The sequence below is a fragment of the Pseudomonas sp. B5(2017) genome (assembly GCF_002112825.1).
Classification (GTDB): Bacteria; Pseudomonadota; Gammaproteobacteria; order Pseudomonadales; family Pseudomonadaceae; genus Aquipseudomonas; species Aquipseudomonas putida_Z.
On record NZ_NEIR01000018.1, the window covers coordinates 108,026 to 134,166 of the forward strand.

Consider the following 26,141-nt stretch of genomic DNA (forward strand, 5'->3'; position numbering starts at 1 on the left):
GAGTCGATCACTGACCAGGAAATCGACGATGTCTCAACCTGCCTTGCATCCCAAGTTGCTTCACCCCGCCGAAGACTTCATCGCCCAAAGCTTGCCCGCCTGGTTGAAGGCGGCCAAGCCCAAGCAGCTTGCCAGGCTGCAACTGCGTTTCAATGCCTATCTTGCGAGTCAGCGGCAGATGGCAGGGTTCGCCGACCGCCTGCAGCCTCTGGACCGTTTTGCCAAGCAACTGTTCGAGCCTGCCTTGCGTCAGGACAGCCAGCTGAAGCTGCAGGTTGACCTGGACAAGCTGGTGTGGCGCGAAACACGCGCACGGCTGGATGTGAGAACCGGCTTGATCCCTGATTATCAACCGTACTTCGTGCGCATGCCGGCCTTGCAAAAGCTGTTGCAGAACTTCAAGGCCAACGAGTCCTTCTTCCTCGGCACCGCCTTGACCCTCCCGGGAGCCCACCAGGACGAGCAGGTGGTGAGCGAAGACATCGACCGGATTGTCAGCCTGTGCCGCCAGGTGGATGTCGGCAGCGCCTACCAGCGGCACCTGGCGCAGGTATTGACCCCTGACTATGAAAAAGCCCTGACCACCGACCGGCGCCTGGAACTGGCCGTGGCGGTCGAGATCGCGGCCATCAAGCAGCAGCTGGATCCGCAAGACCTGCTGCTGCTGCGTGTCGCGTGCAAGGATGAACACGCCGTGATCAAGGGGCCGCTGCAGCTGGAGATCGGTGCGCTTGAGGTCCTTGGCTGCCGGGTGGATGGCGCGCTGGCGGTTGAATTGATCGAGCAGTCCCGCCACCAGTCCACGTTTCCCTTCGGGGTACCTGGGCGCTTGAAAAGAGTGATCCTGTACACCCCTGACGATCAGGCGCAACCCCTGCGCGCGTTCACCAACTGGGATGAGGCGAACCGCGTCCTGGCCACGGCGATGGGCAACCAGGACTATCGGCAGGCATTCGTGCGGCGCATTGCCTTGGGTGATCGCGCCACTTGTGAGCAGGCCCTGGCCACACGCTTGCAGGATGCACAACCTGACCTGGAACCCCGCAGGGTGTTGGAAGCGGGGGACGGTTTTGCGTCGATGGCCGCCTGGCACATTCAGCGAATCAAGGCCGATGCACGTTTCCTTGCGGTGCCCACCGCCCAGGCCGATGACGCGGCTTCGGAGCAGCGCCTGGACGAGCTCAAAGGCGCCGGCCTGGTATTGCTCAACCTGGCGGGCCTGTTCGTGCCGGTCATCGGGGCTTTGCTGCTGGCGGACCTTGCCAGGCAACTGTTGACCGAAACTTTCGAGGGCGTGCGTGACTGGCAGTTGGGCCATCAGCATGAGGCCTTGACGCATATGCTTCAGGTGGCCTTCAGCGTGGCAACCACCGGTGCGGTGGTTGTCGGTGTCCATCTGGCCCGCAGCGCATTCGTCGAAACCTTGGAGCCGATTATCACCGAGGATGGCCGGCAACGGCTTTGGCGCAATGAGCTGGCGCCTTACCAGGACATTACACCACCAGTACAGCTGACGGAGCTCGACAACGGCTTGCTCGCCGAGGGTGAGCGCCATTGGTGGCGGTTGAATGGAGCCTTGTATCGGGTAAGGCAAACCGCCAATGGCGTCTGGCGCTTGCTGCATGCCGACGGTGAGGCAGCGTTCGGGCCGGTGCTGGAACGCTGCTCTGCGCGTGGCTGGCGGCTGGCTTATGAGCGGCCACTGGAATGGCAGGGCGCCGCGCTGTTGCTCGGGCGGCTCTGGCCGGCTGCGGCCGCGATGGACGCTGTGCGGGTGGAGCAGGTGCTGAAAGTCGCGGATGTCGACGAGGCCTACCTGCGTGGCCTGCTGGTGGAGCGGCGAGCGATGCCAGTGCAGCTGCGCGATACCTTGCAGCGCTTTGCCGTGGACGCGCGCGCGCAAGCCTTTTTCAGCCGGCTGGAAGCGGGGGAGGCCGATACCGATTCCGACTTGTGGCAATGGTGCATCGAAAGGCTGCAGCTGCAGGATGAAACCGTCGAAGAACAGGCGCTGTCGATCGGTGACGCGGCAATCGAGTTGCGTGAGGCGATGCTCGAGCATTTCTCCAGGCTTTACCTGGCTGACGACCCGCTGCTGGGATTGATCCAGCGCGACTTCCCTACGCTGCCAGAAGCCTATGCCCTCGATGTGCTGGAGCAGGCCACCGAGGCTGTACGCTTGCGCATGCAGGCAGAGTCCCGTCTGCCGCTGGCATTGGCTGAGCAGGCGCGGGTGGCCCTGCAACTGGCGCGCCTGACCCGCATGCGCGAAGCGTTGTACCTGCAAGGCAGTTACCGGCCGGAAGTGGTGGCGCTGGCCTTTGCCCTGCTGCGTCGGCATGGCCCCGGCGCTGCCGGGTTCAACCTGGTGTTGCGTCGTGACCCGTATGCTGGGGCGGCGATGGAACGGCTGTTCGCCGAGACCGACCTTGAGCAGGACGTGGTGCTGGTCAGGCGGGAAGGGCGCTTCCAGCTCTACAACGACAGAGGTTTGCCGGATGAGCGCGAGGTCGCCGCCCCCCAGGGGCTGTTCGAGGTGCTGGCCGCTTGCCTGCCCGTGGAATACCGGGTGCGACAGGGTTGGAATGGCACCGATGCGCCGACCAGAATCCGCGAGCAGATGCAGGCCTGGCTACCCGGTGACCGGCAGGCCCTGCTGCGCCTGCTCGGCTGGCGGGAGGCAAGGCCCATGGCATCGCCCATGCAGCGTTTGGCCGATGGCCGAGCGGGCTATCCACTGGGTGGCTGCCAGTCGTGCATCGGCTCGCCGGAGCGTGTGGTGCGGCAGCGGGTGCGCGCCTTGTACCCCGGTATCGGGGATGTCGGCGTCGATCGCTATGTCCAGAGCCTGTTGGACATGCGCGGGGGCCTGTTCGAGAACCTGCTGCGTGTCGAGCAGGAATACCGCCGCCTGGATGACAGCTTGCAGGCCTGGGTTGCAGAGGTGGCGGGCAGCGCCAGCCGCGCACGCCGACGCGTCGCAGATTCGTTGCGGCGTGCCTGGCAGATGCGCAGCGACCGCGCCGTCGGGGCTATCGGCAACGATGCGGTGCTCAGCCTGAGCATCGTCGCCGTACCGGTGGGCAGCCTGCCTGTATTGCCGATCGGGACGGACTTCTCGCACGTGTCGGAATTGACCCTGTCGGCGCTCGGTCTGGATGCCATCCCGTCGGGGTTCCTCGCCTGCTTCCCTGATCTGCTGTGCCTGGACATGAGCGACAACGCCTTGCGCGCGCTACCTGCGGGGCTGGAGCGGTTGACCGCCTTGCGCCAGTTGCTGATGCCGCGCAACCGTATTCGTATCTCGGAGCCGCAGGCCAATGTGCTGACTGGCCTGGCGCTCTTGCGTTCGCTGGACCTGAGTGACAACCCGCTCGGCGACATCAGGCTACAGTTCGAGCGGCTGCCCAGCTTGCGGATCCTGCGCTTGAACCGGGTGCAGATGACGGCGCTGCCCCGGGGCCTGGAGTGGTGTGGCCTGTTGGTGTTCGCCGACCTTCGCAACAACCAGATAGCCGAGTTGCCGGCAACCTTGTTTCAGGCCCCGTTGCAGTTGCGCCGCGCCATGCACCTGGAGGGCAATGCGCTGCCAGTGCAGGATCTCGATCGCCTTTATGCCGCCGAACGCCTGTTGGCCACGCCCCGCCCGCAACGGCACGCCCCGGCCCGGGAACAATGGCTGCAGACCCTGGACCCAGCGGCGCGGCAGGAGCAGCAAGGGAAATGGGATGCGCTGAATGCCGAGCCCGGCAGCCTGGCTTTCTTCGAGCTGCTCAGGCAACTTACGAGCACGGCCGAATTCAGCAAGGCGCCGGCCGAACTCGGGTTCAGGGTATGGGCAATGCTGGATGCCGCCCATGCCGATACCACCACGCGCATGGCGCTGTTTGACCTGGCAGCGGAGCCCACCACCTGTGTGGACAGCGTTTCCACCGTGTTCAGCCGCCTTGAGGTGCGCATGCATGTCGAGCAGGTCACCCGCGGCGGCGACCCGATTTCGACTCGCGCGGCACGCCTGCAGTTGGCCAAGCGGCTGTTTCGCGTGCACTGGGTAGAGAAAATCGCCCGACGCGAAATCGACGCCCGCTACCAGGACGGACGTTGGAGCCGCGGGAACCATGATGAAGAGGAGGTGGAGGTCAATCTTGCCTACCTCAGCGGCTTGGCCCAGCGCCTGGACCTGTTGGGCCAACCTCGCCACATGCAGTTTGGCAGGCTGGCCAACGTGTCGCCGCTGCAACTGGAGGAGGCCTTCAAGGAAGTGCTTGAGGTTGAGGCGGGCGAGCAACGGATCGTGTTCATAAGCGAGCGTGATTTCTGGTTGCCGGTACTGCGGGCAGAGCATGCGGACGACTTCGAAAGCCTGGAAACGCAATTCTCCCTGCGGCTGGAAACACTGGACGAGCAAAGGGAGGCCTTGACCAGTGACGAGTACTGGAACCTGAGCAACGCTCTGCGCGACGAGCGCGAGCAGGCCCTGGCCAGCCTTGCCCAGCGCCTTACGCGCGAAGCGTTCATGGTGCCAGAGGCAAAGTGACGGTGCTTCAGGGGCGGCACGCAGTGTGCCGTCCTGCTTCTACCGCAGGGGTTCCCTCTGCGCAAGCGCCGGCAGGTTGCACACCATGCGTGGCTTTCGACAGTCATCCAGGGACCTGCCATGACCCGCGAACCACACGCCCCACAGCCCGCCTCTGCGTCTTCCAGCCACTTGCACGACGGTTTCATCGGTGACCGGTTGCCTGCCTGGCTCAAACAGGCCACGCAAAGCCAGATACGCACCTTGCGCGAAAGCCTGGAAGCCCATCATGCCACCCAGGCCCGGTTGCGCGGGATCACCCTGGCGTTGCCGTCACCGCAGCAGTTCGCCGAACGGCAATTCGCCAGTTTGTTGCGCGAGCCGCTGCCGGGCGACGTAGCGTTCTGGCAGTTGGAGTGGCTGGAGGTTTCCCATCGTTTTTCGTCCACGCCCGGCGCAGAGCCGCCATTTCCCACTTACGGGCAACGGCGTGAAAACGGCTTGCTCCGCCTGATGCGCAACTTTGCCGTCAGCAACGATTTCTACCTGGGAACCGGGTTGGTCGCGCCGGGGCAGGAACGGGTACTTTCGCGAGGCACCGATGAACTGGTCGAGGCGTGCCGCAAGCTCGATGCCGGGCGCCTGTACCAGCAGGAACTGGACCGCACATTCGATGCCGCGGCACAGCGCATCTTGTGTGAAGACAAACGCTCCGGGCTGCGCCTGGCCGTGCAGGTTGCCGCGCTGAAAGGCGAGATTACCGAGCCGGTCAAGGAGGCATTGCACGCCCTGGTGGATAAACCCGCGGATCGGCGATCTGCCAGCCTCACGGGCCACCCGGGCCTGCTCGAAGCCCTCGGTTGCCCAGTGGCAGATGGTGTGTGGATTCAACTTCGCGACAGACATGGGCAAACGCAGGGCGGCGTGCTCTACCTGCCCAGTGACCCGGTACAGGCGTTGCGACACTTCGACAGCCATGCCTCGATCAACCGCGCGCTGGTGGCCGAGCTGCGCCATGAACCCTATCGCCAGTCATTCAGCCAGTTGATCGGCCTGGATCAGCGTGCCGGGTTCATGCACAAGCTGCGGGCCCGACTGGAGGATGACCAGCCGGACCTGGAGCTCGATGGCAGCGTGCCGCAGCATGACATTTTCCAGGCGCTGGCTGCACAGCAGACAAACCGGGTGAAGCAGGATGGCCGCCTGTTGCTGGTGCCGACCGCCGATGCCGATGAAGCTGCGTCGCGTGAACGGCATGAGGCGTGGAAGGCCGCCGGCCTCGATGTGCTCAACCTCGCTGGCCTGTTCATTCCGGTGGTGGGTGGCTTGCTGCTCGGGCAACTGGTGGCCCACACCCTCTCGGAGGTTTTCGAGGGCACGCAGGACTGGTTGCGAGGCCATCAGCACGAGGCGCTGGAGCACATGCTGGGCGTTGCCGAGATACTGGCGGGCACCGCCGCGACGGTGGCGGGCGTCACCTTCGTGCGCAGCGCGTTCGTCGCGGCGCTGGAGCCGGTAAGGCTCGCCAATGGGGCGGGGCGCTTGTGGGCCGGTGACTTGGCGGTCTTTGCCTCGACACCTGGAGCGGTCACCTTGGGCGCGGACGGTGCCTATGCCGATGGAGGGCGCCGCTGGATAAAGGCCGACGGAGTCTTCTACGAGGTTCACCGGCCTGACCCCGATGGTCCCTGGCGTCTGCGCCATCCCGGTCGCGAAGAGGCGTATGGCCCGGTCGTGCTGCACAATGGCGAACGTGGCTGGCGCCTGATGCACGATGAGCCGCAGCGCTGGCGCGACCCTGCGAAAATGCTCGATACCCTTTGGCCGCGCAATCAACCTTTCGATAGCCATCAGGCGCAGCAGATCTTGCGCATGGCCGGCATCGATGAGGACGAGCTGCGCGGCCTGCTGGTGGAAAACCGGCGAACGCCCGCCAGCTTGCGGGAAACCCTCAGGGCATTCGATGCCGATGCTCGGATCGACACATTCTTTCGCGATCTGGAGCGCGACACTGTCTCCGATCAGGACTTGCAGCTGCTGGCCTGGTGCGAGGCCCGACCGGGCAGTAAAAAAGGGCGTGCCGCAGTGCTTGCGGACCGACCAAGGTCAAGCGACCTGCTGTTCGCTCGGCTGACACGCCTGCAAGAATCGTCGGAACCTTTGCTCAAGCCGCTGATGGCGCTGGGGTTGCCTGAACCCTATGCGCGCGATCTGGCCGATGGGGCAAGTCACGAGGCCCGTCAGCAGTTCGTCAACAGTGGGCAGCTGTCGCACAGGTTGGCCATCCAGGCCAGGTCATTGTGCTCGGTGGCGAAGGTGAGCAGGGCGATGGCAGGGCTTTATCTGCCGAGCGCGTATAGCGATGAAACGGGAATGCTTGTGTTGGCATTGCTGAATGTCGAGGCCATGGATGCGTTCAGCCTGGCATTGAGAAAAGCTGTTTCCGATGCCGTGGAGCTGAAGCGCATCGGTTCGGTTGCTGACGTGGTCGACCAGCGGGTGCTGGTGCGTGAGCAAGGGGTTTTTGCCCTGTACGACGGGCGAGGCCGAAAACTCGCGATGCAGCCACCTGCGTCCTCGGACGTTTTCCAGGCCGTGCTGGCCGCGCTCAAGTCGCGCAACCTGCTGGGGCGGTTGGGCCTGGCCGAGAACGCCAATGCCGAGCGCCTGCGCGAGAAGCTCATGGCGTACCTGGGTACCCATGAGGAAATAGCCCGCATGCTGGGCTGGGCGTCGACGGAGCGTTGGTTCAACCCTGGGCAGCGCCTTGCCGATGGCCGCGTCGGGTACCTGCTCAGCGGGCGCGCGGCACTGCCCACCACACCCAGGGAACAACTGCGGGCCGGCCTGAGGCGATTCTTCCCGGGGCTGGGCGATTCGCTGGAAACGCAAGTTGACCGCTGGCTGCTGCAGAATGTGTCGGTCGCCGATGCGCTCCTGGCGCTGCAGGACGATTTTGAGCAGTTGAACCGCGCGCTCAATGGTTGGGTGTCGGCTGCGCTGAGTGACACTTTGCGGGCGCGACGCCAGCTGTTCGCCGAACGATTGCTGCGTGCCTGGCAGGCGCTTGGCGACCATGTGGTGGTCGACAGTGACGGCAAGCGCCAGGGGCTGCGCCTGGTATTGAATGATCTGCCCACCGATTCGTTGCCGGTCATGCCTGCGCCTATCGATTTCTATCACGTCACCACCCTGGTACTGAGCGAGACGGCCATCGGGGTGGTGAACGAGGAGTTTCTGCGGGCATTCACCTACCTGCAGGAGCTGGACCTGAGCCACAACCAGCTGTTGCGCTGCCCGCGCGGGCTTGGCTACCTGACCAACCTGCGCCGGTTGCGCCTGGGGCATAACCGCATTCGCCTGGATGCCCATGCCATCGAAGCACTGAACGGGTTGCCGCTGCTCAGCCACCTCGACCTGAGCCATAACAGCCCGCTGGGGGTGTACGAAATGCGCTTCCATCACCTGCCTCATCTGATCGAGCTGAATTTGCGCCGCTGCGGGCTCAGCGAGTGGCCCAGAGGGCTCGAGCTGTGTGGCTTCCTGCAACGAGCCGACCTGCGTGACAATTTCCTGCGGGGTGTGCCTGACGGCGTGCTGGCCATGCCGCTGGAGTTTCGCCAGCGCATCCTGATTGATGGCAACCGCCTGACCATGGCCGATTACGGCAAGCTGTATGCCTTGGAGCCGCTTCTGGAAGAGCCGCAGGAAGAGATCGGCCGAGCCTGGTGGGTCGGTTCCGACTCCGCCAGCCATGGGCGCGGCGAGCTTTGGGACCGGCTGAGCACCCGGGACGAAAACGCCCGCCTGTTCGATCTGCTGGAGCTTTTGCAAGGCTTGGCGGACTTCAGCTGGCCCAAGGCTTATCTGCTGCGCATGGGCTGGCAATGCCTGTCGATGCTGGAGACAGACGTCGAGTTCGCTCGCCAGGCGCAACTGGCGGCCGACGATGTGGTGATGGATGACAACGGTGCCATCGACCTGTTCAGCCGACTGCTGCGTCTGCATGCCGAGCGCGACGCGGCAGGCGATGGTGCTCAGACCCATGGTCCGAAGTTGCTGGCGTTGGGGCGCGCCTTGCAGCGCCTGGACCGCCTTGACGAGTATGTCGAGGCCGAGCGGCAAAACCTCGAAGGCTTCGCTGAGCCTGCAGTACTGGCGACGTTGGCAATGCGCTACAGGGTGCGCTTGCGGACCAGGCTCAGGTTGCCGTTCCAGCCTGCCAGAATGCGCCTCAGGGCGGCCGCCGTAGGGTTGAGCGAGCATCGGCTGCAGGCGGCAGAGGCAGCCGTGGGAAGGGCGGACGTTCTCGATGATGTAGTGGCCGACCTGTGCACGCGCGCGTTCTGGCAGCGCTTTGTGCAACAGCACTTTGCGCAGCCGTTCAACGACCTGGAGCAACTCGCCGGTGAGCAGCGGGCGGCACTGGCGGTACGGCGCGATGAACTGGGTGAGGCACAGTATCTGAACCAGGCACAGGCACTCGATGCGCAGCTGCAGGCCGATCGGCTGGCGTTGCAACAGCAGCTGACCCGGCACTACGTGATCAGCCTGGAGCGCGCACCGGGCTGATGGCCACCGGCCAAACCGGTCATCCAGTTTGACAACTTAGGCCATTGCCGCGACGCCAGCGCGGCGCGAACATCGTCGGACCGATGGTTCAACTCCAAAAACAAGAAACCAGGAGTCCGACGATGCGCGATTACACCGAGGCCGCTCGTGCGTTCGACCATGGCCAGGCTGCTGCTGCGGCGCTGCATGGCAACCTCGAAGCCCTCAATGCCTGTGTCGAATGTTGCGACCGCCATGCCGGTGAGGGCAAGACCGCACTGGTCTGGGAAGACCGCGAGGGCAAGAGTGCACGGTTGAGCTTCGATCAGTTGCAAACACTGGCTGCCCGTTTCGCCAATGTGCTCCAAGCGCAAGGCGTTGGTGCGGGTGACCGGGTCGCCGGGCTGATGCCGCGCACCCCCGAACTGCTGGTCACCATCCTCGCCACCTGGCGCCTCGGGGCGGTGTACCAGCCACTGTTCACCGCGTTCGGCCCCAAGGCCATCGAACATCGCCTGGAGCAGTCCCACGCCCGCGTGGTCGTCACCGACAGCCTCAACCGCGCCAAGCTGGACGATGTGCACGCCTGCCCGACCATCATCACCGTCAACGCCCGAAGTGGCGAGCTGGACTTCCAGCAATGCCTGGACAATGCCGTAGACAAATGCGAGCCGGTCATGCGCTCGGGCAACGACCCGTTCCTGCTGATGTTCACTTCCGGCACCACCGGCCCGGCCAAACCGCTGGAAGTGCCGCTGCGTGCCATCGTCGCGTTCCAGGGCTACATGCGTGATGCCATCGACCTGCGCCCCGAGGACAACTTCTGGAACCTGGCCGACCCGGGCTGGGCCTATGGCCTGTATTACGCGGTCACCGGCCCGCTGTCGCTGGGCCATGCCACCACCTTCTACGATGGCCCGTTCAGTGTTGAAAGCTGCGCGCGGGTGATCGACAAGCTGGGCATCACCAACCTGGCCGGCTCGCCCACCGCGTACCGCCTGCTGATTGCCGCCGGGGATGACTTCTCGGCACCGATCAAGGGCCGCCTGCGGGTGGTCAGCAGTGCCGGCGAACCGCTCAACCCGGAAGTGATCCGCTGGTTCGCCGACGAACTGGGCGTGACCATCCACGACCACTACGGGCAGACCGAACTGGGCATGGTGCTGTGCAACCACCATGGCCTGCAGCACCCGGTACACCTCGGCTCGGCCGGCTTTGCCATCCCCGGCCACCGCATTGTGGTGCTGGACGAGCAGGCCAACGAACTGCCAGCCGGCCAGCCGGGCATCCTCGCGGTCGACCGCGAGCAGTCGCCGCTGTGCTGGTTCGCGGGCTACCACGGCCTGCCGACCAAAGCCTTCGTCGGCAAGTACTACCTCAGCGGTGACACCGTCGAGCTGAACCAGGATGGCAGCATCAGCTTCGTCGGCCGCAGCGACGATGTGATCACCACCTCCGGCTACCGGGTCGGCCCGTTCGACGTCGAGAGCGCACTGATCGAGCACCCAGCGGTAATCGAAGCGGCGGTGATTGGCAAACCGGACCCGGAACGTACCGAGCTGATCAAGGCCTTCGTGGTGTTGGCAAGCGGTTACCAGGGCAACGCCGAGCTTGAAGAGGCTTTGCGCCAGCACGTGCGCCAGCGCCTGTACGCCCATGCCTACCCAAGGGAAATCGAATTCGTCAGCGAGCTGCCCAAGACCCCGAGCGGCAAGCTGCAACGCTTCATCCTGCGCAACCAGGAAGTCGCCAAACAACAAGCGCAACAGGCCACCCCTGCCAGCGCCTGAAAGGAACCGATCATGCAGATAGCCAACAAACACTTCATCGTCAGCGGCGCCGCCTCCGGGCTGGGCGCTGCCACCGCGCAGATGCTGGTCGAGGCCGGCGCCAAGGTCATGCTGGTCGACCTCAATGCCCAGGCCGTAGAAGCCAAGGCCCGTGAACTGGGTGACAATGCCCGCTTCGCGGTAGCCGACATCAGTGACGAGCAGGCCGCCCAGGCGGCGGTTGATGCGGCCGTCAGCGCCTTTGGCAGCCTGCACGGGCTGGTCAACTGCGCCGGCATCGTCGGCGCCGAGAAAGTGCTGGGCAAGCAGGGCCCGCATGGCCTTGCCAGCTTTGCCAAGGTCATCAACGTCAACCTGATCGGCAGCTTCAACCTGCTGCGCCTGGTTGCCGCGGCCATGGCCGAAGGGGCTGCCGATGAGGGGGGCGAGCGCGGGGTGATCATCAACACCGCCTCCATCGCCGCCTATGACGGCCAGATCGGCCAGGCGGCCTACGCTGCTTCCAAGGGCGCCATCGCCAGCCTGACCCTGCCGACCGCCCGCGAACTGGCGCGCTTCGGCATCCGTGTGATGACCATCGCCCCGGGCATCTTCGAAACGCCGATGATGGCCGGCATGACCGAGGAAGTACGCGCCTCGCTGGCCGCCGGCGTGCCATTCCCACCGCGCCTGGGCCGCCCGCAGGAGTACGCCGCGCTGGCCCGCCACATCATCGAGAACAGCATGCTCAACGGCGAGGTGATCCGCCTCGACGGTGCACTGCGCATGGCTGCCAAGTAAGGAGAGCGAACATGACCCTCGCCAATGACCCGATCGTTATCGTCAGCGCCGTGCGCACGCCCATGGGCGGCCTGCAGGGCGACCTCAAGAGCCTGACCGCGCCGCAGCTGGGCAGCGCCGCCATCCGTGGTGCCGTCGAGCGCGCCGGCATCGATGCCACCAGTGTCGAGCAGGTGCTGTTCGGTTGCGTGCTGCCGGCAGGCCAGGGCCAGGCACCGGCGCGCCAGGCCGCGCTGGGCGCCGGGCTGGACAAGCACACCACCTGCACCACCCTGAACAAGATGTGCGGTTCGGGCATGCAGGCGGCGATCATGGCCCATGACCTGCTGCTGGCCGGCACCGCCGATGTGGTGGTGGCCGGTGGCATGGAAAGCATGACCAACGCACCGTACCTGCTGGACAAAGCCCGGGGCGGCTACCGCATGGGCCATGGCAGGATCATCGACCACATGTTCATGGACGGCCTGGAAGACGCCTACGACAAGGGTCGCCTGATGGGCACCTTTGCCGAAGACTGTGCCCAGGCCAATGCCTTCAGCCGCGAAGCCCAGGACCAGTTCGCCATCGCCTCGCTGACCCGCGCCCAGGACGCTATCAAGAGCGGTCGCTTTGCTGCCGAGATCGTGCCGGTCGAGGTCACCGAGGGCAAGGAGAAGCGCGTCATCAAGGACGACGAACAACCGCCCAAGGCTCGCCTGGACAAGATCCCGCAGCTCAAGCCGGCCTTCCGCGAAGGCGGCACGGTGACCGCCGCCAACTCCAGCTCGATTTCCGACGGCGCTGCGGCGCTGGTGCTGATGCGCCGCTCCGAAGCCGACAAGCGCGGCCTCAAGCCGCTGGCGGTGATCCACGGCCACGCCGCCTTTGCCGACACCCCGGCACTGTTCCCGACCGCGCCGATCGGGGCCATCGACAAACTGATGAAACGCACTGGCTGGAACCTGGCCGAGGTCGACCTGTTCGAAATCAACGAGGCCTTCGCCGTGGTCACCCTGGCGGCCATGAAGCACCTCGACCTGCCGCACGACAAGGTCAATATCCATGGCGGCGCCTGCGCCCTCGGCCACCCGATCGGCGCTTCCGGCGCGCGCATTCTGGTGACCCTGCTGTCTGCCCTGCGCCAGAACAACCTGCGCCGTGGCGTGGCGGCCATCTGCATCGGCGGTGGCGAGGCCACGGCCATGGCTGTCGAATGCCTGTACTGAGGTGAATCATGCTGGTAACTGACGAGCAACAACAGATCGCCGATGCGGTACGCGCCTTTGCCCAGGAGCGCCTGAAGCCGTTTGCCGAGCAATGGGACAAGGAACACCGCTTCCCTAAGGAGGCCATCGAGGAGATGGCCGAGCTGGGCCTGTTCGGCATGCTGGTGCCGGAGCAGTGGGGCGGCAGCGACACCGGCTACGTGGCCTATGCCATGGCACTGGAGGAAATCGCCGCCGGTGACGGCGCCTGTTCGACCATCATGAGCGTGCACAACTCGGTGGGCTGTGTGCCGATCCTGCGTTTTGGCAGCGAGCAGCAGAAGGAGCAGTTCCTCACCCCGTTGGCCAGCGGTGCGATGCTCGGCGCCTTCGCCCTGACCGAACCGCAGGCCGGCTCCGACGCCAGCAGCCTGAAGGCCCGTGCACGTCTGGACGGCGACCACTACGTGCTCAATGGCAGCAAGCAGTTCATCACCTCCGGGCAGAACGCCGGGGTGGTGATCGTGTTCGCCGTGACCGACCCGGACGCCGGCAAGCGCGGCATCAGTGCCTTCATCGTGCCCACCGATTCGCCGGGCTACCAGGTGGCGCGGGTCGAGGACAAGCTCGGCCAGCACGCCTCCGATACCTGCCAGATCGTTTTCGATAATGTGCGTGTGCCGGTAGCCAACCGCCTGGGCGTCGAAGGCGAGGGCTACAAGATCGCCCTGGCCAACCTCGAAGGCGGCCGCATCGGCATCGCCTCGCAGGCGGTGGGCATGGCCCGCGCGGCGTTCGAAGTGGCGCGCGACTACGCCAACGAGCGGCAGAGCTTTGGCAAGGCGCTGATCGAGCACCAGGCGGTGGCCTTCCGCCTGGCCGACATGGCGACCAAGATTGCCGTGGCCCGGCAGATGGTGCTGCACGCCGCTGCGCTGCGCGATGCCGGGCGCCCGGCGCTGGTGGAGGCGTCGATGGCCAAGCTGTTTGCCTCGGAAATGGCCGAAAAGGTCTGTTCGGATGCCTTGCAGACCCTGGGCGGTTATGGCTATCTGAGTGACTTCCCGCTGGAGCGGATCTACCGCGACGTTCGGGTTTGCCAGATCTACGAAGGCACCAGCGACATTCAGCGCATGGTCATTGCGCGCAATCTTTGAAGGAGCAGACTGCATGGCATTCGAAACCATCCTGTTGGACATCCACGGCAAGGTCGGCCTGATCACCCTCAACCGCCCGCAGGCGCTGAACGCGCTGAACGCGCAGATCGTCGGCGAGATCAACCAGGCCCTGGACCAGCTCGAGCGCGATCCGAACATCGGCTGCGTGGTGCTGACCGGTTCCGCCAAGGCCTTTGCCGCTGGCGCCGACATCAAGGAAATGGCCGAGCTGCAATACCCGCAAATCTACGTTGACGACCTGTTCAGCGATTCCGACCGCATTGCCAACCGGCGCAAGCCGATCATTGCCGCGGTGTCCGGTTTTGCCCTGGGCGGCGGCTGCGAGCTGGCGATGATGTGTGACTTCATCCTGGCGGCGGACAATGCCAGGTTCGGCCAGCCGGAAATCAACCTTGGCGTGCTGCCGGGCATGGGCGGCACCCAGCGCCTGACCCGTGCGGTGGGCAAGGCCAAGGCCATGGAACTGTGCCTGACCGGCCGCCTGATGGGGGCTGAGGAAGCTGAGCGTGCTGGCCTGGTGGCGCGTATCGTGCCGCAGGCGGAACTGGTGGAAGAGGCGCTGAAGGTGGCCGCGACCATTGCCAGCAAGTCGATTCCGGTGAGCATGATGGTCAAGGAGAGCGTCAACCGTGCGTTCGAAGTCACCCTAAGCGAGGGTGTGCGCTTCGAGCGGCGGGTGTTCCATGCGGCGTTTGCTACCGAAGACCAGAAAGAGGGGATGGCTGCGTTCATTGCCAAGCGCGAGGCGCAGTTCAAGGACCGCTGATTGGAATCGGCATTGCCGTTGCTTTTGCTTTTGCTTTTGCTTCTAAGCGCACGGTAGCTCAGGCGCCGCCGATTGCGACTTCAGGAGGCCGAGCGAAGGGACTGCGGAGGGAGGTGACGGGCATGGATGCCCGTCAAGCGCTGAGGCCCCATGGATGGGGCCTGCAGCGCGTACTCCCGGGAGCAGGCCCGTAGCGAGGGAACCCCGGAGCGCAGCGTAGGGGCCGGATGATGGGAGCCGACGGTTTTTGGTTCCTTTTTGCCACGACAAAAAGGGACCCGCCGTAAGGGCGGAAAGGTGAAAAAGCGCCACCTTCGAAAATGAATGTTGACCTTGTTGTTGATGCCCACGCTTGAAAGCGAAGAGCGAAGAGCGAAGAGCGAAGAGCGAAGAGCGAAGAGCGAAGAGCGGAAAAGTACTGGTCTTGATCTCGCGCATAGTCCATTTACGATGGCGACGCATACTCACCTTTTCGCCCTTACGGCGAGTCACTTTTTGCCAAACGCGGCAAAAAGTAACCAAAAAACGCTGCGCTCCCATCATCCGGCCCCTCCGCTACGCTACGGGGTTCCCTCGCGCCGGTCTTGCTCCCGGGAGTACGCGCTGCAGGCCCCATCCATGGGGCCTCAGCGCTTGACGGGCATCCATGCCCGTCACCTCCCTCCGCAAGACCTCTGCTCGGCCTCCTGAAGTCGCGAAGATCAAGATCAAGATCAAGATCAAGAGCAAGAGCAAGAGCAAGAGCAAGAGCAAGAGCAAGAGCAGAGCCAGAGCAGAGGGCGCCGACTGGCGGAATGTGGGCAACGGAAGCAAATTCGCACCCAATTGCAGTTGCTCCACGCGACGCGGCGCCTTAGACTGCCGCCCCCTGTAAAAGAGTGCCGGTTGGCGCTTGAAGAATTCTGCTGCCGATGTCAAGGCGTCGGCGGCACCCGAATCGCCCAAATGCACATTTTTTCATAGAGAAATCGATGACCAAGGAACAGTTGCTGGCCATGTCGGCCGATGACTACATGAACGCTGACCAGCTGGCTTTCTTCGCTGGCCTGCTGCAGGCGATGAAAGTCGAAACCCATGAACGCATCGAGCTGAGCCGTGCCACCATCGAAGGCCTGGACACCCCGTCGGATCCTGCCGACGTGGCTTCGGTCGAAGAAGAGCGTAGCTGGCTGGTGAACGCCATCGACCGCGACCAGCGCCTGCTGCCGCAGCTGGAAATGGCCCTGGACCGTATTGCCGACGAAAGCTTCGGCTGGTGCGATGACAGCGGTGAACCAATCGGCCTGAAGCGTCTGCTGATCAGCCCGACCACCAAGTACTGCATCGAAGCCCAGGAGCGCCACGAGCAGCTCGACCGCCATCAGCGCCAGGTGTAACCCCGCGCGGTGTGCCAAGCCCCACGGAGCGATCCCTGGGGCTTTTTGCGTTTCTTTCCGGCAGCGGTTTTGTTGCCCCGTACGTAACACTGCTGTACCGGGATGCGCTGTTTTCGCGCCTTACGCAGGCGTATCATGGCTTTATCGTTAGGGTGCTAATTAAATTCCGGAGGGAATGATGAATAGCCGGGTCGATGTAGCCGTGATGATTGGTTCGGGGGTGCCCGCCACACTGCGTGCGCTGGGTAAACGCATCTGCTGGGTGGTACTGGTCAATGGCGAACGCCGTGGTACCGCATTCGCCACGCGAGAAGAAGCGCTGGAGTGCCAGGCGGCCTGGCAGCAGCAGTTGAAGAAGGGCCTGGCGGCCTGAGTGTAGTGAGTACTGCCGACGAGCGAACGGGTGTTGTTCAGGGCGTTCCCCTGTAAGAAATGTACTTTGCCTCTCGACGAATTTCGGTGTTTTCGTGCATATTCTTCCCCCAGTAATGCGTTGATGGATTGCAGGGCCCGTTCTCACGTGCGCTCTGGCATTGCCTGCCGCATCTTTTCTGGCGGTTTTGCTGTCAGACATTACGCTTCCCGAATGGGAATATGCCGAAAGCCTGTATTTGAGGCCATATCTGGCAAGCCAGAGTAAAGATTCCTGCACGCTGCATCGCCAGCGTGCACAGACATTTCGCATATCGCTTCATTACTCTTTTCGCCTATCGATAAGAAATGGCCGTGCCTCACCGAGCTTGGGTGAGGGCGGGTTGTAACCGGTTGAGGATTACTTCATTGGCAGTCAGCACTCTTGATACCCATGCGTTGTTCGCCCTGGGCGACTTGCGCGGTAAATTGGCCCAGCTGTTTCAGGGCCGCTTTGTCTATGTCACCGAACAGAGTCCCGAAGGCCTGTACATGGCCGAAATCGACACCGAAAGCGCATTGGTCGTCGATGACAAGCAGCGGTTGGAACTGAAGGTCGGCGACCACTTTCGCGCCGCCGTACTGCCCAGTCGCGAAGGCGGCAAACTGGAAATGCGCTTTCGCGAAATCAAGCTGAACGTATATGGCGTGGGCGACTATGCCTTCGTCTCGGTGCCCGAAGGCGAGGGCATCGTGTTCCGTGAAGGCCACGGTGTGATGCTGGTGTTCGCCGCTCAGCAACAAGTACAGGAAGGCCTGGGCAAGTTGCTCAAGGCGGTGACCGGCAAGGTTGCCAAATGGCGCAAAGGTGAGCTGACCACCTTCAAGGCCAGTGAATGACTTACAGTGACGACGCGCCCGCCACGCGTGCCGAGTTCCATCGGCAGCACCAGGCGGATGCCGTGGCCGAGGCCGAGCGTTTGCTGGCCAGGCGCGAAGAGTTGCAGGGCGCCTGGTTGAACTGGGTGGCAGGGGAATTGTATCGCCTCGGCCCGCCGCCTTATGCGGCCATGGTCCGGCGCGAGTTGCAGCGCCTGGCCCAAGGGTGAGGCGGCAACCTTTCAGTTACCGCGATCGCGGCCGCTGCTGACTTCTTCAGGTACCGGCTCTTTCGCCATGCGCTTGCGGAACAGCGCTGCCCGGGCCAGCAACAGTGTGGTCACCGGTACGGTGATCGACAGCAGGATCGGAATCAGCCAGGCGTGCAGCACCGGGGCTTCCTTGAGCCAGGAAAAGTAGATGATCGAAGCCAGTGCCACGCACCAGGCTCCAATGGTCGAGGCCAGAGCCGGCGGGTGCATGCGCTGGAAGTAGTCCTTCAGCCGTAACAGGCCCACGGCACCGATCAGGGCGAACAGGCTGCCGGTCAGCAGCAGCGCGGCAGTGGCCAGCTCCAGCCAGAAGGGGAGTTGCAGGGTTTCAGTCATTCGATCACCTCACCGCGCAGCAGGAACTTGGCCAGGGCAAACGAGCCAACGAAACCGAACAGCGCAATCAGCAGGGCACCTTCGAAGTAGGTGTCACTGGCATAACGGATTCCCAGTACCAGCATGGTCAGCATGGCCAGGATGTACAGGTAGTCCAGCGCCAGCACCCGGTCCTGGGCGGACGGGCCGCGGAACAGCCGGATAAGTGCCAGGGCCATGGCCAGGGCGAAGATGAACAGGCTGGCGAGGACAGCGTTGGCGAGCAGGCCTGTCATTGGAAAATCTCCATCAGCGGGCGTTCGTAGGTGTCCTTGAAGTGCTGGATGAAGGCCGCCTCATCGTCCAGGTCGAACACATGCAGCAGCAACACGCTGCGGTCCAGCGCCAGCTCGGACCAGACCGTGCCGGGCACTACCGTGGTAATCATCGACAACGCCGCCAGGCCATGCGGGTCGCGCAGGGCCAGCGGGATGTGCACGAACGCCGAGCGTGGCGGCTGCTTGCCAGCGCGCAGCACGCCACGGGCAACCAGCAGGTTGGACATGATCACATCGATGCCGACCCGGCCAATCAGCCGGGCGATGGCCAGCGGCCGTCGCACATGGGCATGCTGCGGGCGCAGCGGTGCCATCAGCAGCGGCGCCAGCACGCCGAGCGCGGCAGCCAGCAGCAGGTTGCCGGGGCTGACCGACAGGTTCAGCAACAGCCACAGGCCGAACAGCGAAACCGATAACAGCGGTGCGGGGAACAGTCGATTCATGGCTGCACCTGTACGTCGAGCGAGGTGGGACCAGGAATCGGCCGGGCGGCCATCACGGCTTCGATATAGGCGTCGGGGGCCTGCAGGCTGGCGGCGGTGTCCTGGGTGTAACGCAGCAGCGGTTCGGCCTTGAAGCTGAGGATGATGCACAGGCCGAGCAGGATGACGATGGGCAGGCATTCATAGCGGCGCAGCACCGGCGACGGGCGTTCCTCAGGCTTCCAGAAACGCTGGATGCCGACGCGGCCGAAGGCGATCAGCGAGGCCATGCCAGACAGGATCAGCAACGCCACCAGGCCCCAGCCCGCCGTGCCCAGCGGCTGCTCGGCAGGTACGCCCAGCCCCTGCGGGTTGAACAGCGCGCTGATCAGGTTGAGCTTGCCGACAAAGCCCGACAGCGGCGGCATGCCGATGATCAGCAGGGCGCAGGCGATGAAGCTGAGACCGAGGAAGGCCATGGTCCACGGGATGATCTGGCCGATCACCACCTTCTGCTCATCGTCGAGGTTGATGCCCTTGGGCGGGTGCAGTGATTCCAGCGGTGGCGGCATGGCGTCTTCTTCGTCGTCCAGCGGTGCTTCGTTGGCCGAGCGCGAACGTTCGACCAGTTCGGCGAGCAGGAACAACGCGCACAGCGCCAGGGTCGAGTTGACCAGGTAGAACAACGCCGCGCCGGTCAGCGCCGCTTGCGCAAAACCGACGGCGCCGAGCAGGGTGCCGGCCGAAACCAGGATGCTGAGGGCGGCCATGCGTTCCAGGCGCTGCGCGGCCAGGATCGACACCGCCGCCACCGCCAGGGTGACCAGGCCACCGTACACCAGCCATTCACCACCGAAGTGCGCCGAGGCCCCGGCCTGCCCGGAGAACAGCAGTGTCCACAGGCGCAGCACGGCATACAGGCCGACCTTGGTCATGATGGCGAACAGCGCAGCCACCGGCGCGCTGGCGGAGGCATAGGCCGGTACCAGCCAGAAGTTCAGCGGCCAGATGCCGGCCTTGACCAGGAAGGCCATGGCCAGGATCGCCGCGCCGGCGTGCAGCAGGCCACGGTCGGCCTCCGGCACCAGTGGAATCTTCAGGGCCAGGTCGGCCATGTTCAGGGTGCCGGTCACGCCATACAGCATCGCCGCGCCGATCAGGAACAGCGACGAGGCGAACAGGTTGATGGCAATGTAGTGCAGGCCGGCACGCACCCGGGCGCGGCCCGAGCCATGCAGCAGCAGGCCATAGGAAGCGGCCAGCAGTACCTCGAAGAACACGAACAGGTTGAACAGGTCGGCGGTGAGGAAGGCGCCGTACAGGCCCATCAACTGGATCTGGAACAGTGCGTGGAAGCTGGCCCCGGCACCATCCCAGCGGGCGCGGGCAAACAGCAGGGCACTGAAGCCGATGATGCCGGTGAGGGTCAGCAGCAGGGCCGACAGGTGGTCGACCACCAGCACGATGCCGAACGGCGCCGGCCAGTTGCCCGGCAGGTAGACACCGATCGATTCCGCCTGGCCCTGGGTGCGCACCCACAGTAGCAGGCTGACCGCGATGGCCAGGCCGGCGAAGGTCGACAGCAGGTTCAGCCGGGCTTTTATCTGCCGGTGTTTCTCGCCCAGCAGCAACATCACTGCCGCGGTCACCAGGGGCAGCAGGATGGGCGCGATGATCAATTGGCTCATGCCACTCATTCGTCACGCTCCCGGCCATCCACGTGGTCGGTACCGGTCAGGCCGCGCGAGGCCAGCAACACCACCAGGAACAGCGCGGTCATGGCGAAGCTGATGACGATGGCGGTGAGCACCAGGGCCTGCGGCAGGGGGTCGGTGTAGTGCAGCAGGTCCTGGGGCACGCCGTCCTTGATGATCGGTTCCTTGCCGATGAACAGGCTGCCCATGCTGAAGATGAACAGGTTGACCCCGTACGACAGCAGGCACAGGCCCATGATCACCTGGTAGGTTCGCGGGCGCAGGATCAGCCACACCCCCGAGGCGGCCAGAACGCCGATGGCTACTGCAATCACTTCTTCCATCAGGCGGCTCCTGCTTGGCTGGTTTTCGCCGGGTTGCCCGGGCGGTAGGCGCGCACCGACTGGTGCGCCAGGGCAGTGAGGATCAGCAGGGTCGAGCCGACCACCACGGTGAACACGCCGACATCGAAGAACAGCGCGCTGGCCACGTGCACATCGCCGAGCAACGGCAGGTGCAGGTGGGCGGTATGGGTGGTGAGGAACGGGTAGCCCAGCAGCATGGCGCCCGCGCCGGTCAGGGTTGCGCACAGCAGCCCGGTGCCCATCCAGCGCAGCGGGCGCAGGCTCATCTGCGCCTCGACCCACTGGGTGCCGGCCACCATGTACTGCAGGATGAACGCCACCGACATCACCAGGCCGGCGACAAAGCCGCCACCGGGCTGGTTGTGGCCACGCATGAACAGGTACATCGACACCAGCAGGGCGATCGGCAGCAGCAGGCGCACCAGCACCGCGGGCACCATCATGAAGCCCAGGGCGGTGTCGGTGGCATGCCGTGGGTTGATCAGGTCGGTGACCACGTCGGGTGCCAGCTGACGCTGCTGCGCCGGCAGTTGCATGCTTTCCTTTGGCGGGCGGAAGCGCCGCAGCAGGGCGAACACGGTCAGCGCCACGGCCACCAGCACGGTGATTTCACCGAGGGTATCGAAACCACGGAAATCGACCAGCATGACATTGACCACGTTGGTGCCACCGCCCTGGGGCAGGGCCCGGCTCAGGTAGAACGAGGAAATGTCGTTCGGTGTCGGCCGGGTGAGCATGGCGTAGGACAGCACGGCCATGCCGCCACCTACCAGTACCGCCAGCAGCAGGTCCCGCAGGCGACGCATGCGCGCACGCTCCAGGCTGCCCGGCAGCGGCGATACGCCTTCGATCCGCCGCGGCAGCCAGCGCAGGCCGAGCAGGATCAGCACGGTGGTGACCACTTCCACCACCAGCTGGGTCAGGGCCAGGTCGGGCGCGGAGAACCAGACGAAGGTGATGCAGGTCATCAGGCCGCAGACGCTGACCATGATCAACGCCGCCAAACGGTGATACTTGGCTTGGTAGGCGGCGCCGATGGCACAGGCAATGGCGATCAGCCACAGCGCGACGAACACGCCCGAGCCTGGAATCTTCGGCCGGTCGCCCCAGCTCAGGCCGCTGTAGAGCATGGGGGTGAGGCCGGCGAGGAAGGCGGCGAGCACCAGCATGAACAGCTGCGACTGCAGGCGGCGGCTGGTGAGCAGGCGCTCGATGCGCCGCGCCAGCAGCATCAGTTGCACCTGGCCGTGTTCGAACAGACGCTTGCCGTTGAAACGCTCGATCACCGGCGGGTAGGGGAAGCGGCCCAGGCGCAGCTGCTTGCGCAGCAGCAGGTACAGCACGATACCGCCGCTCATGGCCACCAGGCTCATGATCAGCGGCGCGTTCCAGCCATGCCAGATGGCCAGGCTGTATTCCGGCAGGGTACCGCCCACCACCGGCAGCGCGGCGGCGGCCAGCAGCGGGCCGACCGACTGGGCAGGGAAGATGCCCACCACCAGGCAGGTAAGCACCAGCAGTTCGACCGGCGCACGCATCCAGCGTGGCGGTTCGTGCGGGGTGTGCGGGAGGTCCTGCGCCGTGGGGCCGAAGAACACATCGACGGTGAAACGCAGGGCATAGGCCACGCTGAAGGTGCCGGCCAGGGTGGCGATCACCGGCAGCGTGGCCTCCACCCAGGCAGTGGAGCTGATGAACACCGTTTCGGCGAAGAACATTTCCTTGGACAGGAAGCCGTTCATCAACGGCACGCCGGCCATCGAGGCGCTGGCCACCATGGCCAGGGTGGCGGTGTATGGCACCAGGCGTATCAGCCCGCTGAGGCGGCGGATGTCACGGGTACCGCTTTCGTGGTCGATGATGCCAGCGGCCATGAACAACGAGGCCTTGAAGGTGGCGTGGTTGAGAATGTGGAACACCGCCGCGACGGCGGCCAGCGGGCTGTTCAGGCCCAGCAGCAGGGTAATCAGGCCCAGGTGGCTGATGGTCGAGTACGCCAGCAGGCCCTTGAGGTCGTTCTGGAACATGGCGGCGAAGGCGCCGAGCAGCAGGGTGAGGGCGCCGGCACCGCCGACGATCCAGAACCACTCCTCGCTGCCCGACAGCACCGGCCACAGGCGCGCCAGCAGGAACACCCCGGCCTTGACCATGGTCGCCGAGTGCAGGTAAGCCGATACCGGGGTGGGCGCTGCCATGGCATGGGGCAGCCAGAACTGGAAGGGGAATTGTGCGCTCTTGCTCAGGGCGCCGATGAGGATCAGTGGCAGCAGCACCGGGTACAGCGCATGCTGGCGGATGGTGTTGCCGGCAGCCAGGACCTTGTCCAGGTCGTAGCTGCCGACCACATGGCCGAGCAGCAGGGCACCCACCAGCAGGCACAAGCCGCCCGCGCCCGTGACCATCAGCGCCATGTAGGCGCCGCGGCGGGCGTCGGCACGGTGGTGCCAGTAACCGATCAGCAGGAACGAGAACAGGCTGGTGAGTTCCCAGAAGAACACCAGCTGGATCAGGTTGCCGGAGATCACCAGGCCGAGCATGGCGCCCATGAAGGCGAGGAAGAAGGCGAAGAAGCGCGGCACCGGGTCCTGTGGCGACATGTAGTAGCGGGCATACAGCGACACCAGCGTACCGATGCCCAGCACCAGCAGCGAGAACAGCCAGGCGAAGCCGTCCATGCGCAGCACCAGGTTCAACCCCAGGCTGGGCAGCCAGAGGAATTCTTCGCGAATCACGCCACCGTGGGCAACCTGAGGGTACAGCAGTGCTACCTGGACAGTGCCGACCAGGGCCACGAGCCCGGCGAGAATGGACTCCGCGTTACGTGCGTTGTGCGGCAGCACGGCTGCCAGGCAACTGCCCACGAACGGCAGAAGCAATAGCACTATCAATGACATAGCGTTCTATTCTGGAGAAGTTTGCAAAGAATCATACGTGCCGAGGGGTTGATCACCAACACGCAAGCTGTCGCAGAATCCTACAAACAGGCTGTGACAAGCTGTTTTTTTATAACAGATTCTTACAAAGCATAGCCGCAGTTGGCGGCTTTACAGGCCAGCCTGGCGTTCGCCTCCATCCTGCACGTCCCGTGCTTCGGCCACCTCGCGCGGGCGGCGCACCTTGAGTTCGCTGACCACCACCGCGATCACGATCAGCAGGCCGCCGAGCAGTGCCACGCCCGGCAGGCGCTCACCGGCGATGCGCCCGACGATCCCGGCCCATACCGGTTCGCCGGCATAGATGAGGGTGGCGCGGGTGGGCGAGACCGACTTCTGCGCCCAGTTCATGGCCACCTGGATCACCGCGCTCATGGCGCCCAGGCCCACGGCACTGGCCAACAGCAGCCAGGAGAAGTCGGGTATGCGCTCCTGGGTCGGCACGATCATCAGGAACGCCAGCAGCGAGGCGGTCGCCAGCTGCACCACGGTGACCCGGCGCACATCGACCTGGCCGGCGTAGCGGCTGATCAGGATGATTTCGCCAGCAATGGCCACGGCGCTGACCAGGGTTACCAGCTCGCCTTCGCTGAAGTGCAGGCTGCCACCCTCCGGGCCGGCCAGCAGCATCAGGCCGATGAACGCCAGGCCGATACCGATGCTGGGCATCAGGCCGGGGCGCCGGCCCAGCACCAGCCATTGCAGCAGCGGCACGAACGGCACGTACAGCGCGGTGATGAACGCCGACTGGCTGCTGCTGATGGTTTGCAGGCCCATAGTCTGCAGGCCGTAGCCGAGCATGATCGACACCCCGATCAAGATGCCGGCCTTCAGTTCGGTGAAGGTCAGCCCCGGCAGCGCCCGCGCCGAGACCACCCCGACGAACAGCGCGGCTGCAGCGAAGCGCAGGCCGACGAAGAACATCGGGCCGCTGACGGTCATCACGTTGTGCACCAGCAGGAAGGTGCCGCCCCACAGCATGGTGATGAACACCAGCACCAGTTCGGCCTTGCTCAGGCGAAAGGCAATGGCAGGGGTCGGTTTGCTGCTGGGCTGGCTCATGGTCTTGCGCACTCGGAGGGGGCGGCGCACAATCGCCGCAAAGTGGGCAGTATACTGCGCAATACCGACCAGTGAGCAATATAGTGCACAAAGATTCCTCGCACCGGGCATCGGTGCTGCAGCATGTCAGCCTCAATGTACGCAGCCTGCGCAATGCCGCGGGCATGAGCCAGACGGCGCTGGCGGAGCGCTCCGGTGTCAGCCGGCGCATGCTGGTGGCGATCGAGGCGGGCGAAAAGAATGTCAGCCTGACTACTCTCGACCTGATTGCCGAAGCCTTGGGCGTGGCTTTCAGTACCCTGATCCAGGCACCTGACCAGCGTGACCCCGGGCGCATCGAAGAGTTGGCCTGGGCCGGGGAGCACCCGCAGAGCCGGGCGGTGCTGCTGGGCAGCAGTGTGGCGCGGCGCGAGGTGGAGCTGTGGGAATGGACCCTGGCACCGGGCGAGTGCTATTCCAGCGAGGCTGATGCCGAGGGCTGGAGCGAGCAGATCTATGTGGCGCAAGGGCAACTGACGCTGATTATCGAAGGGGTCGAGCATCGCCTGCAGGTCGGGCAGTTCCATGTGTTTCCCAGCAACTGCCGGTATGCCTATCGCAACGATGGGGCGGTGGCGGTGCGGTTTGTGCGTAATGTGGTGATCTAAGGGCGCGCAGGGCTGCACCACCTGTGGGAGCGGGCATGCCCGCGAACACCGGCGGAGCCGGTGCCATCCTCCGCGTCGCCTGATTCGCGGGCACGCCCGCTCCCACAGGTGCTGAGCAAGCCTGATCAGCTATTCAGCAACTCATCGGTCCTGACCACCTTGGCATAGGCAAACGCCAACGCCGCCATCACCGAATCATGCACCTGCGCCGCCGGCACCCGCTTGCCATCGAACTCCAGTGGCAGCGTGGCACAGGCGTCGTGCGCCACGGTCACGTCGTAACCCAGGTCGGCCGCGGCCCGGGTGGCGGCGTCGACGCACATGTGGCTCATGCTGCCGACGATGGTCAGGGCCTCGACGCCATGCCGGTCCAGCATGTGCTCAAGGTCGGTACCGAGGAAGGCGTTGACCTTGTGCTTGAGCACCACCGGTTCACCGGCCCGAGGCTCGACCTTGGCATGGATCGCCGCACCCTGCGAGCCTGGCGCGAAGAACGGCGCATCGGCGCTGTCGAACTCATGCCGCAAATGCACCACCAGGTCGCCCCGTTGACGCGCCGCCGCCAACAGGCGGGCAGCATTGTCGGCCGCCTGGTCGGCACCATCGAGGGTCCATTTGCCGCCCGGGAAGTAGTCGTTCTGGATGTCGATGATGATCAGCGCCTGCTTGCTCATGCTGCCTCCTGTGGCAGTAGTCGTTGGATGACGTTAGTTATAGGCTGT

20 protein-coding genes are annotated in these 26,141 nt (G+C 64.6%); 12 read left to right on the forward strand and 8 right to left on the reverse strand.

Going from position 1 to position 26,141, the window contains the following annotated elements; genetic code table 11:
• The first annotated feature begins 28 nt into the window (after positions 1-28).
• From CAG00_RS24290 to CAG00_RS24345, 11 genes are all read left to right on the forward strand, one after another.
• Positions 29-4,537, forward strand: coding sequence for an NEL-type E3 ubiquitin ligase domain-containing protein (locus CAG00_RS24290; protein WP_085665514.1), 4,509 nt, complete (start codon positions 29-31; stop codon positions 4,535-4,537).
• Between the two features lie 120 nt (positions 4,538-4,657).
• Positions 4,658-9,088: a dermonecrotic toxin domain-containing protein gene (locus CAG00_RS24295; RefSeq protein ID WP_085665515.1), complete on the forward strand. Its 4,431-nt coding sequence runs from the start codon at positions 4,658-4,660 to the stop codon at positions 9,086-9,088.
• Between the two features lie 122 nt (positions 9,089-9,210).
• Positions 9,211-10,857 carry an acyl-CoA synthetase gene (locus CAG00_RS24300; protein WP_085665516.1) on the forward strand — a complete coding sequence of 549 codons (1,647 nt, stop codon included), beginning with the start codon at positions 9,211-9,213 and terminating at the stop codon, positions 10,855-10,857.
• 12 nt (positions 10,858-10,869) lie between these two features.
• Positions 10,870-11,637, forward strand: a complete 768-nt coding sequence (locus tag CAG00_RS24305; protein ID WP_085665517.1) for an SDR family NAD(P)-dependent oxidoreductase — start codon at positions 10,870-10,872, stop codon at positions 11,635-11,637.
• 11 nt (positions 11,638-11,648) lie between these two features.
• Positions 11,649-12,842 (forward strand): acetyl-CoA C-acyltransferase, encoded by a 1,194-nt coding sequence (locus tag CAG00_RS24310; protein WP_085593209.1) that lies wholly within the window; start codon positions 11,649-11,651, stop codon positions 12,840-12,842.
• Positions 12,843-12,850: 8 nt separating this feature from the next.
• A complete protein-coding gene (locus CAG00_RS24315) occupies positions 12,851-13,978 on the forward strand; it encodes an acyl-CoA dehydrogenase (protein ID WP_085665518.1) in 1,128 nt (375 codons plus the stop codon).
• A gap of 13 nt (positions 13,979-13,991) precedes the next feature.
• Positions 13,992-14,765 (forward strand): enoyl-CoA hydratase, encoded by a 774-nt coding sequence (locus CAG00_RS24320; protein ID WP_013971834.1) that lies wholly within the window; start codon positions 13,992-13,994, stop codon positions 14,763-14,765.
• Positions 14,766-15,736: 971 nt separating this feature from the next.
• A complete protein-coding gene (locus tag CAG00_RS24330) occupies positions 15,737-16,141 on the forward strand; it encodes a TraR/DksA C4-type zinc finger protein (protein ID WP_003259022.1) in 405 nt (134 codons plus the stop codon).
• 178 nt (positions 16,142-16,319) lie between these two features.
• Positions 16,320-16,514, forward strand: coding sequence for a hypothetical protein (locus CAG00_RS24335; RefSeq protein WP_025338376.1), 195 nt, complete (start codon positions 16,320-16,322; stop codon positions 16,512-16,514).
• Between the two features lie 407 nt (positions 16,515-16,921).
• Positions 16,922-17,392 carry a hypothetical protein gene (locus tag CAG00_RS24340; RefSeq protein ID WP_003259020.1) on the forward strand — a complete coding sequence of 157 codons (471 nt, stop codon included), beginning with the start codon at positions 16,922-16,924 and terminating at the stop codon, positions 17,390-17,392.
• Positions 17,389-17,601 (forward strand): hypothetical protein, encoded by a 213-nt coding sequence (locus tag CAG00_RS24345; protein WP_085665519.1) that lies wholly within the window; start codon positions 17,389-17,391, stop codon positions 17,599-17,601. The genes CAG00_RS24340 and CAG00_RS24345 overlap by 4 nt, the downstream gene beginning before the upstream one ends.
• 12 nt (positions 17,602-17,613) lie before the next feature.
• On the opposite strand, the gene CAG00_RS24350 is transcribed toward CAG00_RS24345, so the two are convergent.
• The 7 genes from CAG00_RS24350 to CAG00_RS24380 all read right to left on the reverse strand — a co-directional run bounded on the left by CAG00_RS24350 (position 17,614) and on the right by CAG00_RS24380 (position 24,772).
• Positions 17,614-17,979, reverse strand: a complete 366-nt coding sequence (locus CAG00_RS24350) for a Na+/H+ antiporter subunit G (protein WP_085665520.1) — start codon at positions 17,977-17,979, stop codon at positions 17,614-17,616.
• A complete protein-coding gene (locus CAG00_RS24355) occupies positions 17,976-18,254 on the reverse strand; it encodes a K+/H+ antiporter subunit F (RefSeq protein ID WP_003259015.1) in 279 nt (92 codons plus the stop codon). Before CAG00_RS24355 ends, CAG00_RS24350 begins: the two co-directional genes overlap by 4 nt.
• Positions 18,251-18,739 (reverse strand): Na+/H+ antiporter subunit E, encoded by a 489-nt coding sequence (locus CAG00_RS24360; protein WP_025338379.1) that lies wholly within the window; start codon positions 18,737-18,739, stop codon positions 18,251-18,253. The genes CAG00_RS24355 and CAG00_RS24360 overlap by 4 nt, the downstream gene beginning before the upstream one ends.
• Entirely contained in the window at positions 18,736-20,415 is a 1,680-nt protein-coding gene (locus CAG00_RS24365) for a monovalent cation/H+ antiporter subunit D (protein WP_085665521.1), read from the reverse strand. The genes CAG00_RS24360 and CAG00_RS24365 overlap by 4 nt, the downstream gene beginning before the upstream one ends.
• On the reverse strand, positions 20,412-20,756 hold the full coding sequence (locus CAG00_RS24370) for a Na+/H+ antiporter subunit C (RefSeq protein ID WP_013971840.1): 345 nt from the start codon (positions 20,754-20,756) through the stop codon (positions 20,412-20,414). The genes CAG00_RS24365 and CAG00_RS24370 overlap by 4 nt, the downstream gene beginning before the upstream one ends.
• Positions 20,756-23,671: a monovalent cation/H+ antiporter subunit A gene (locus CAG00_RS24375; protein WP_085593376.1), complete on the reverse strand. Its 2,916-nt coding sequence runs from the start codon at positions 23,669-23,671 to the stop codon at positions 20,756-20,758. The genes CAG00_RS24370 and CAG00_RS24375 overlap by 1 nt, the downstream gene beginning before the upstream one ends.
• A 150-nt stretch (positions 23,672-23,821) precedes the next feature.
• Positions 23,822-24,772, reverse strand: a complete 951-nt coding sequence (locus CAG00_RS24380) for a DMT family transporter (protein ID WP_085665522.1) — start codon at positions 24,770-24,772, stop codon at positions 23,822-23,824.
• Between the two features lie 83 nt (positions 24,773-24,855).
• On the opposite strand from CAG00_RS24380, the gene CAG00_RS24385 reads away from it, so the two are divergent.
• The gene (locus CAG00_RS24385) at positions 24,856-25,419 is read left to right on the forward strand and encodes a helix-turn-helix domain-containing protein (RefSeq protein ID WP_015269662.1); all 564 of its coding nucleotides are present in this window, start codon (positions 24,856-24,858) and stop codon (positions 25,417-25,419) included.
• 125 nt (positions 25,420-25,544) lie between these two features.
• Here CAG00_RS24385 and CAG00_RS24390 read toward each other — a convergent pair whose 3' ends face one another.
• The gene (locus tag CAG00_RS24390) at positions 25,545-26,093 is read right to left on the reverse strand and encodes a cysteine hydrolase family protein (protein WP_085665523.1); all 549 of its coding nucleotides are present in this window, start codon (positions 26,091-26,093) and stop codon (positions 25,545-25,547) included.
• Positions 26,094-26,141 lie beyond the last annotated feature (48 nt).

What these genes read in the sequence shown, in the direction of transcription:
- CAG00_RS24290 (WP_085665514.1), top strand. Translation starts at nt 29, where the DNA reads ATGTCTCAACCTGCCTTGCATCCCAAGTTGCTTCACCCCGCCGAAGAC.
- CAG00_RS24295 (WP_085665515.1), top strand. Translation starts at nt 4,658, where the DNA reads ATGACCCGCGAACCACACGCCCCACAGCCCGCCTCTGCGTCTTCCAGC.
- CAG00_RS24300 (WP_085665516.1), top strand. Translation starts at nt 9,211, where the DNA reads ATGCGCGATTACACCGAGGCCGCTCGTGCGTTCGACCATGGCCAGGCT.
- CAG00_RS24305 (WP_085665517.1), top strand. Translation starts at nt 10,870, where the DNA reads ATGCAGATAGCCAACAAACACTTCATCGTCAGCGGCGCCGCCTCCGGG.
- CAG00_RS24310 (WP_085593209.1), top strand. Translation starts at nt 11,649, where the DNA reads ATGACCCTCGCCAATGACCCGATCGTTATCGTCAGCGCCGTGCGCACG.
- CAG00_RS24315 (WP_085665518.1), top strand. Translation starts at nt 12,851, where the DNA reads ATGCTGGTAACTGACGAGCAACAACAGATCGCCGATGCGGTACGCGCC.
- CAG00_RS24320 (WP_013971834.1), top strand. Translation starts at nt 13,992, where the DNA reads ATGGCATTCGAAACCATCCTGTTGGACATCCACGGCAAGGTCGGCCTG.
- CAG00_RS24330 (WP_003259022.1), top strand. Translation starts at nt 15,737, where the DNA reads ATGACCAAGGAACAGTTGCTGGCCATGTCGGCCGATGACTACATGAAC.
- CAG00_RS24335 (WP_025338376.1), top strand. Translation starts at nt 16,320, where the DNA reads ATGAATAGCCGGGTCGATGTAGCCGTGATGATTGGTTCGGGGGTGCCC.
- CAG00_RS24345 (WP_085665519.1), top strand. Translation starts at nt 17,389, where the DNA reads ATGACTTACAGTGACGACGCGCCCGCCACGCGTGCCGAGTTCCATCGG.
- CAG00_RS24350 (WP_085665520.1), bottom strand. Translation starts at nt 17,979, where the DNA reads ATGACTGAAACCCTGCAACTCCCCTTCTGGCTGGAGCTGGCCACTGCC.
- CAG00_RS24355 (WP_003259015.1), bottom strand. Translation starts at nt 18,254, where the DNA reads ATGACAGGCCTGCTCGCCAACGCTGTCCTCGCCAGCCTGTTCATCTTC.
- CAG00_RS24360 (WP_025338379.1), bottom strand. Translation starts at nt 18,739, where the DNA reads ATGAATCGACTGTTCCCCGCACCGCTGTTATCGGTTTCGCTGTTCGGC.
- CAG00_RS24365 (WP_085665521.1), bottom strand. Translation starts at nt 20,415, where the DNA reads ATGAGTGGCATGAGCCAATTGATCATCGCGCCCATCCTGCTGCCCCTG.
- CAG00_RS24370 (WP_013971840.1), bottom strand. Translation starts at nt 20,756, where the DNA reads ATGGAAGAAGTGATTGCAGTAGCCATCGGCGTTCTGGCCGCCTCGGGG.
- CAG00_RS24375 (WP_085593376.1), bottom strand. Translation starts at nt 23,671, where the DNA reads ATGTCATTGATAGTGCTATTGCTTCTGCCGTTCGTGGGCAGTTGCCTG.
- CAG00_RS24380 (WP_085665522.1), bottom strand. Translation starts at nt 24,772, where the DNA reads ATGAGCCAGCCCAGCAGCAAACCGACCCCTGCCATTGCCTTTCGCCTG.
- CAG00_RS24390 (WP_085665523.1), bottom strand. Translation starts at nt 26,093, where the DNA reads ATGAGCAAGCAGGCGCTGATCATCATCGACATCCAGAACGACTACTTC.